The organism is Nonomuraea sp. K271 (assembly GCF_009908215.1).
GTDB classification, from domain to species: domain Bacteria; phylum Actinomycetota; class Actinomycetes; order Streptosporangiales; family Streptosporangiaceae; genus Nonomuraea; species Nonomuraea longispora.
On record NZ_JAAAHR010000275.1, the window covers coordinates 1 to 7,044 of the forward strand.

Below are 7,044 nucleotides of genomic sequence, written 5' to 3' on the forward strand. Positions count from 1 at the left end.
GGGCAGGGCGGCGGGCAGGGTCTCGGTCCCCGCGCCAGGATCGAGACCACCCTGGCCGTACGCCGCGCCGCCCGCGTCTGGCCCTGCCTGGAACACCTGCTCGGCAACGCCGTCCCCGACCAGCTCACCCTCTCCGACGGCGACGTCGACGACCTGCTCGCCGGAGCCGCCGACCGCCTGGCCGCCGCCGGCGTCGAGGTGCACTGGCCCAAGTCCCTCGTACGCGGCCTGAGCGCCCGCGCCGTCATCGGCGAGCGCGACGGCGCGCCCTCCGACCTGCCCTCGTTCCTTGGCGGCCGGCAGCTGACCAGCTTCGACTGGCAGCTCGCCCTCGGCGGTGAGCCCCTGACCGCGGCCGAGATGGACCGGCTCGCCGAGGCCCACCGCCCCGTCGTACGGCTGCGCGACCAGTGGGTGCTCATCGACCCCGACCTGGCCCGCAAGGCCCGCCGGCCCGACCTCAAAGCCCTGACCGGGCTCGAAGCGCTCAGCGCCGCGCTGACCGGGACGGCCGAGGTCGACGGCGAGCAGATCGAGGCCGAGCCCACCGCTTGGCTGCGCGAGCTGCGCGAACGCCTCACCGAACCCGCCGACGCCGGCCCGCCGTCCGGGCTGGCCGCCACCTTGCGCGACTACCAGCTGGCCGGGCTGCGCTGGCTGGCCAGGATGACCTCGCTCGGCCTCGGCGGGTGCCTGGCCGACGACATGGGCCTGGGCAAGACGATCACTCTGATCGCCCTGCACCTGCACAGAACCGGCACCGGCCCGACCCTCGTGGTCTGCCCGGCCTCCCTGCTGGGCAACTGGGAGCGCGAGATCACCAGGTTCGCTCCCGGCGTGCCCGTGCGCCGCTACCACGGCGCCGCCCGCACGCCGGCCGACGAGGGGTTCGTGCTGACCACGTACGCCACCATGCGCCTGGACGCGGCCCGCCTGGCCGCCCACCCGTGGGGGCTGCTGGTGGCCGACGAGGCCCAGCACGTCAAGAATCCAGCGTCCGGCACCGCCCAGGCCCTGCGCGAGATCCCCGCCGGCGCCCGCGTCGCGCTGACCGGCACACCCGTGGAGAACAACCTGTCGGAGTTGTGGGCCATCCTCGACTGGACCACCCCAGGGCTGCTCGGCCCGTTGAGCAGATTCAGGGCGCGATGGGCCAAACTTGTCGAGTCCGGCGACCGTGAGGCGGCCGACCGCCTGGCGCGGCTGGTCGGCCCGTTCCTGCTGCGCCGCCGCAAGAGCGACCCCGGCATCGCGCCCGAGCTGCCGCCCAAGACCGAGACCGACCGGCCTGTCCCGCTCACCTCAGAGCAGGCCGGCCTGTACGAAGCCGCCGTACGCGAGATCATGACCCAGATCAGGGACGCCCACGGCATGGCCAGGCGCGGCCTCATCGTCAAGCTGCTCACCGGGCTCAAGCAGATCTGCAACCACCCCGCCCACTACCTGCACGAGAACGACCCCCGCCTGCCCGGCCGCTCCGGCAAGCTGGAACTGCTGGACGAGCTCATCGACACCATCACGGCCGAGGACGGCGCCGCGCTCGTCTTCACCCAGTACGTCGCCATGGCCCGCCTGCTGGAACGCCACCTGACCGCGCGCGGCGTGAGCACGCAGCTGCTGCACGGCGGCACCCCCGTCGCCCGCCGCGAGGAGATGGTCCGCCGCTTCCAGGACGGCCGGGCGCCGGTGTTCCTGCTCTCGCTCAAGGCGGCCGGCACCGGGCTCAACCTCACCCGCGCCGACCACGTCATCCACTACGACCGCTGGTGGAACCCCGCCGTCGAGGACCAGGCCACCGACCGCGCCTACCGCATCGGCCAGACCCGACCCGTCCAGGTGCACCGCCTGATCACCGAGGGCACGATCGAGGACCGCATCGCCGGCATGCTCGCCGCCAAACGTTCGCTCGCCGAGGCCGTGCTCGCCTCCGGCGAGGCCGCCTTCACCGAGCTGACCGACGCCGACCTCGCCGCCCTCGTGGAGCTGCGGTGACCGCCGCCCGCGGGTTCCCCGCCTTCGGCCCCCAGCGCGCCGGCGCCCGCTTCGCCACCTCCTGGTGGGGGCGCGCCTGGGTCAAGGCCATGGAGGACACCTCCCTCGACCAGGTCCTGCTGCGCAGGGGTCGCGCGTACGCCAAGAGCGGGCAGCTCGGCCCCATCACCGTCAGCCCCGGCCGCATCGCCGCCGTCGCGGAGAACGACTACGACACCGTCGTACGCGTCGAGCAGCTCACCGACGCCGCATGGGAACGGTTCCTCGACCAGGTGGCCGCCAAGGCCCGCCACATCGCCGCGCTCCTCGACCGCGACATGCCGCACGACCTCGTCGAGGCCGCCCAGGACGCCGCCGTGCCGCTGCTGCCAGCCGTCGGCGACCTGGAGCCTCACTGTTCCTGCCCCGACTGGGGCCACCCGTGCGAGCACGCCGCCGCCCTGTGCTACCAGGCCTCGTGGCTGCTGGACGCCGACCCGTTCGTGCTGCTGCTCATGCGCGGGCGCGGCCAGAACGAGCTGATCGAGGCGCTCCAGCAGCGCGACATCCCCGAGGCCCAGCCCGCGGGCGTGCCGGTCGCCGAGGCGTTCGCGCTGGGCACACCGCCGCTGCCCGGCCCGCCCCCGTACGACGTGGCCTTCACCCCGCCCGCGCTGGAGCCCGGCCCCGGCGGAGACTCCGGCATCGACGTCGCCGCGCTCAGCGTGCTGGCCGCCTCGGCCGCCTCCCGGGCGCGCGAGCTGCTGCTGAGCGGGCGGCTGCCCCGCCACACCGAATACCAGGACCGCGTGCGGCTGGCCGCCGAGCACGGCCTCGGCCTCGGGCTCGACGCCGCCGTACAGGCCTGGAGGTACGGCGGCGCCGACGGCCTGGACGTGCTCGAAACCCCCTGGACGCCGCCCCGCCAGGACCTGGCCAGGGCGCGGGCCCGTCTGGAGGCGGGCTGGGAGGGCGGGGCTCCGCCACCCGTCGAGTCCTGGCGCAACCGCTGGACGCTCGGCAGGCTGCAGCTGCGCTACGGCCGCGACGGCCGGTGGTACCCCTTCACCGAACGCGACGGCGGCTGGTGGCCCGCAGGCCCGCCCGAACGTGACCCGTCGGCCGCCGTCCACGAACGGTGGCAGCCGGACCGATGAGTTCGCGGCCGCCGCGACGGGCAGCCGAAGCACGGGGCCTCCCACACGTTGACCGAGGCCGGATGGAACCGACCACGATCCTGTCCGGCGACGTGCCCGCCCAGGTCACCTTGCTGAAGCGGCGGCCAGGCCGGGAGCTGCAGATCCACGGCAGCGCCCGGCTGACGCAGTCGCTGCCGGCCGCCGGGCTGGTCGACACGCTGCGGCTCCTGATCGCCCCTGCCTTCGGGACCTACGGGACCGGAGCGTAGGGAGGTCATCGTGCATGATGCCGGTGGGCCGGTGTGGCCGGCCGGTTCCGGCCGGCCACGGCGATCGCGTCCGGCGTCAGGCGGTGCCTGCGTTTGGGGATGCCGTAGGTGGGGTGTGAGGTGGCCCATAGTGACATCGTGAGGATGCCGGCCTTGAGGTGCGCGCCTTTGCGGCCGCCCTGGTACGTCGGTTTCGCCCGGCCTTCGTGGTCGACCAGTTGCAGGATCCCGTCGCGCCGTCCGAGGCTGATGTGGTTGTAGTTGTAGACCAGCTTGGTGTGGGCGACCGTGCGGCCGGTCAGGCGTCCCACGATCGCCTCGATGGCCTGCCGGCTGGTGTAGCCGGCCGACGCGCAGGACATCGGCATCGGCCGGCCGTTGTCGCCGATGGCATAGGCGCTGTCGCCGATGGCGTACACGTTCGGGTGCGAGACGGAGCGCATGGTGCGGTCGACGACGGTCCGGCCGGTGTGGGTGGCCTCCAGCCCGGCGGCGGCGGCGATGGCCTTGACCGCGAAGCCGGCCGTCCACACGGTCGCATCAGAGGCCAGGGTGGTGCCGTCGGCGCACCGCACCCGCCTGCCTTCCACGGCTTCGACGCTGGTGTGCTCCCGGACGGTGATGTCCAGCCGGTCGCAGGCCTGGCGCAGGTGGGCGCGGGCCTCGGTGCTGAGCCGGGCGCCCAGTTCGCCGCGGGCGATGAGCATCACCGACAGGCCGGGCCGGGATTCGGCGATCTCGGTGGCCGTTTCGATGCCGGTCAGCCCATCGCCGACGATCAGCACGTTCCCGCCTTCGCCCCGCCTGTCCAGGGTGTCCAGGCGTTCGCGCAGGCGCAGTGCCGAGGGCCGGCCGGCGACGTCGAAGGCGTGTTCGCTCACGCCGGGGACGCCGTGGTCGGCGACGTGGCTGCCGAGCGCGTAGACGAGGGTGTCGTAGCGCAGTTCGCCGCCGCCGCCATCGGTGTCGGCGGTGTCGGTGGTGTCGGCGGTGTCGGCGGTGTCGTCCAGGGTGACGCGCTGGTGTTCGGGGTCGATGGCGGTGACGCGGGCCAGGCGCAGCCGTATGCCGGTGCCGGCGAAGACGTCGGTGAGTTTCGGCGCCTCGATGTCCTGGCCGGCGGCCAGCTGGGGCAGCCGCATGCGCTGCACGAAGTCCGGCACGGCGTTGACCACGGTGATCTCGGTGTCTTTCGGTGACAGCCGGCGGACCAGGTTGCCGGCCGCGTAGGCTCCGGCATAGCCGGCGCCGAGGACGACGATGCGGTGTTTCATGGGTGCTCCTGTCGGTGTGCTGGTTGGTGGTCAGTGGATGCGGCGGTCCCTGGGGGTCACCGAGGCTGTGGCTCGGGGGTGCCGTGCGCCTGTGCGGAGAGGTCCTGCCAGCCGGCCCAGGTCTTGAGCCGGTCGGCGTAGACCTGCTGGAGCATCGGGTAGAAGCCCTGGCCGAAGAGCACGCGCAGGGGCGGCTCGGCTGAGTCGACGATGGCGAGCAGTGCCTGGGCCGCGGCGGCGGGGTCGCCGGCGGGCTGCTTGCGCGCGAACGAGGTGATGCGCCGGCGAAGGCCGTCGTAGATCGGGTCGGGCTCGGCCAGGTGGCCGTTGGCGAGGGGGTCGGGGTTCTTGCCGTCCCGGGTGGCGAAGCCGCCGGGCTCGATGATGGTCACCTTGATGCCGAAGCCGGCGACCTCCTGGGCGAGAGATTCGTTCAGCGCTTCCAGGGCCCATTTGGAGGCGCTGTAGGCGCCGCTGAGCGGCATCGCCATCAGCCCGGCCGCCGAAGACAGCTGGATGATGTGCCCCGCGCCCTGCTCGCGCAGGTAGGGCAGCGCGGCCTGGATCACCCACAGCGCGCCGAACAGGTTGGTCTCGAGCTGGTCGCGCAGGTTCTGTGCGGTCAGTTCCTCGACCGCGCCGACCTGGGCGTAGCCGGCGTTGTTCACGATGACGTCCAGACGGCCGAAGTGCTCGGCTGCCCGCTTGACACCGTCGAAGACGGCTGCCTCACTGGTCACGTCCAGATCCAGCGGAAGCAGCGCCTGACCGTAGCCGGCGACCAGCTCCTCCAGGCTTGCGGCGTTGCGGGCGGTCGCGGCCACCTTGTCGCCGCGCGACAGGGCGGCCTCGACGAACTTGCGGCCCAGGCCGCGAGATGAACCGGTGACGAACCAGACCTTGCTCATGATGGTTTTCCGTTCCTCGTTTTCTGCGGTGGCGGCTATGTGGGGGTCCGCACGCAGCGGCGCCACAGGTGATCGGTCGACAGTGGTGTGCCGCGTACGTCGTTCGCGCGGCTTCCTGACCATGCGGCGCCGCAGCCCCGGACTTTGTGACAGCGCCGTCCTGTGAGGTGCGTCACCGGGCGCGGTTGTCACACCGCGGCGGGCGCCGGCGCCTTGTGCATAGAGCAGGAGCCGCGGGAGCAGGCAGGAGCCAGGCATGAACGAGCACACGCACGCGACGACGGGCACCACCGAGCCGGCGGCTGGGGGCGGGCGGGCGGACCCGGCGACCGAGGCGTTCTTCGCCCACCGCAACCTGCTGTTCACCGTCGCCTACGAGATGCTCGGCTCGGCGGCCGACGCCGAGGACGCGCTGCAGGAAACCTGGCTGCGGTGGATCAAGGTCGATCATGGGCAGGTGTCCGACCCGCGCGCCTACTTGGTGCGGATCGCCACCCGGCGCTCGCTCGACCGGCTGCGCGCCATCCGGCGGCGTAAGGAGGACTACGTCGGTTCCTGGTTGCCTGAGCCGCTGCTCACCGCGCCGGACGTGGCCGAGAACGTCGAGCTCGCCGAGAGCGTCTCGATGGCGCTCATGCTCGTACTGGAGACGCTCTCCCCCACGGAACGCGCCGTCTTCGTACTGCGCGAGGCCTTCAGCATCAGTCACGAGGAGATCGCGGCCGCCGTCGGCAAGAGCTCCGCGGCCGTGCGTCAGATCGCGCACCGCGCCCGCCGGCATGTCGAGGCCCGTCACCCGCGTGAGGTGGTCTCCCCGGAGCAGACCCGGGCGGTGCTGGAGTCGTTCCAGCGCGCAGTGGAAACCAGAGACTTGCAGGGCCTGCTGGACGTGCTCGCCCCGCGCGTGGTCCTGATGAGCGACGGCGGCGGCGTCAAGCAGGCCGCGCCGCAGCCCATCACCGGCGCCGGCAAGGTGGCCCGCATGATCGTCCACGGACTCGGCAAGGCCCGGGTCGCGCTCGCCGGCGAGCCCACCATGGTCAACGGTAACCCGGCACTACTCCTGCGCCTGGACGGCGAGATCGACGGCGTCATGGCGGTCCGGGTCGAGGACGCTCGCATCACCGGCCTCTACTACGTGTGCAACCCCCACAAGCTGACCCGCATCGCATCCGAGACCCCGCTCACCCTGCGATGAACACCGGCAATGAGCCGGCCCGCATTTTCCAAGCGGCACGGACCGGACGGCGGCCCGGCCTAGGCGCGGGACAGTTCGTCAGGCCGGGAAGCCCGCGCCGACAGGGGCCGGTCACGCGTCCGAGGCCGTCACAAGCACCACACACTCCGTCAGATCCAGGCTCTTCGAACTTGATCGGGGTTTGAGGTCTCGCCGGGCGCAGAGGGCTTGAGAGGGCTCGTGACTCCCGGTGATTCTTCTTGTTGTCGAGGCAAGAAGATCACATAGAGAAGCCACGAGCATGGT

6 protein-coding genes are annotated in these 7,044 nt (G+C 72.4%); 4 read left to right on the plus strand and 2 right to left on the minus strand.

The window, feature by feature from the left end; genetic code table 11:
• From GUY59_RS45160 to GUY59_RS45170, 3 genes are all read left to right on the plus strand, one after another.
• The coding region (locus GUY59_RS45160) for a DEAD/DEAH box helicase (RefSeq protein ID WP_138208757.1) at nucleotides 1-1,992 on the plus strand (1,992 nt) is incomplete at its 5' end.
• Nucleotides 1,989-3,128, plus strand: a complete 1,140-nt coding sequence (locus GUY59_RS45165) for an SWIM zinc finger family protein (RefSeq protein WP_330849307.1) — start codon at nucleotides 1,989-1,991, stop codon at nucleotides 3,126-3,128. The genes GUY59_RS45160 and GUY59_RS45165, both read left to right, overlap by 4 nt.
• 62 nt (nucleotides 3,129-3,190) lie before the next feature.
• Complete coding sequence (locus GUY59_RS45170) at nucleotides 3,191-3,379, plus strand: dihydrofolate reductase family protein (RefSeq protein WP_442939095.1); 189 nt, start codon at nucleotides 3,191-3,193, stop codon at nucleotides 3,377-3,379.
• A gap of 5 nt (nucleotides 3,380-3,384) precedes the next feature.
• Here the strand turns inward: GUY59_RS45170 and GUY59_RS45175 are convergent, their stop codons facing one another.
• Entirely contained in the window at nucleotides 3,385-4,653 is a 1,269-nt protein-coding gene (locus GUY59_RS45175; RefSeq protein ID WP_138208693.1) for an NAD(P)/FAD-dependent oxidoreductase, read from the minus strand.
• Nucleotides 4,654-4,709: 56 nt separating this feature from the next.
• Nucleotides 4,710-5,561 carry an SDR family NAD(P)-dependent oxidoreductase gene (locus GUY59_RS45180; RefSeq protein ID WP_138208694.1) on the minus strand — a complete coding sequence of 284 codons (852 nt, stop codon included), beginning with the start codon at nucleotides 5,559-5,561 and terminating at the stop codon, nucleotides 4,710-4,712.
• A 256-nt stretch (nucleotides 5,562-5,817) separates the two neighbouring features.
• On the opposite strand from GUY59_RS45180, the gene GUY59_RS45185 reads away from it, so the two are divergent.
• On the plus strand, nucleotides 5,818-6,759 hold the full coding sequence (locus GUY59_RS45185) for an RNA polymerase sigma-70 factor (RefSeq protein WP_138208695.1): 942 nt from the start codon (nucleotides 5,818-5,820) through the stop codon (nucleotides 6,757-6,759).
• Nucleotides 6,760-7,044 lie beyond the last annotated feature (285 nt).

Coding starts and splice junctions, on each gene's coding strand:
- GUY59_RS45170 (WP_442939095.1), top strand. CDS start 3,191: ATGGAACCGACCACGATCCTGTCCGGCGACGTGCCCGCCCAGGTCACC.
- GUY59_RS45175 (WP_138208693.1), bottom strand. CDS start 4,653: ATGAAACACCGCATCGTCGTCCTCGGCGCCGGCTATGCCGGAGCCTAC.
- GUY59_RS45180 (WP_138208694.1), bottom strand. CDS start 5,561: ATGAGCAAGGTCTGGTTCGTCACCGGTTCATCTCGCGGCCTGGGCCGC.
- GUY59_RS45185 (WP_138208695.1), top strand. CDS start 5,818: ATGAACGAGCACACGCACGCGACGACGGGCACCACCGAGCCGGCGGCT.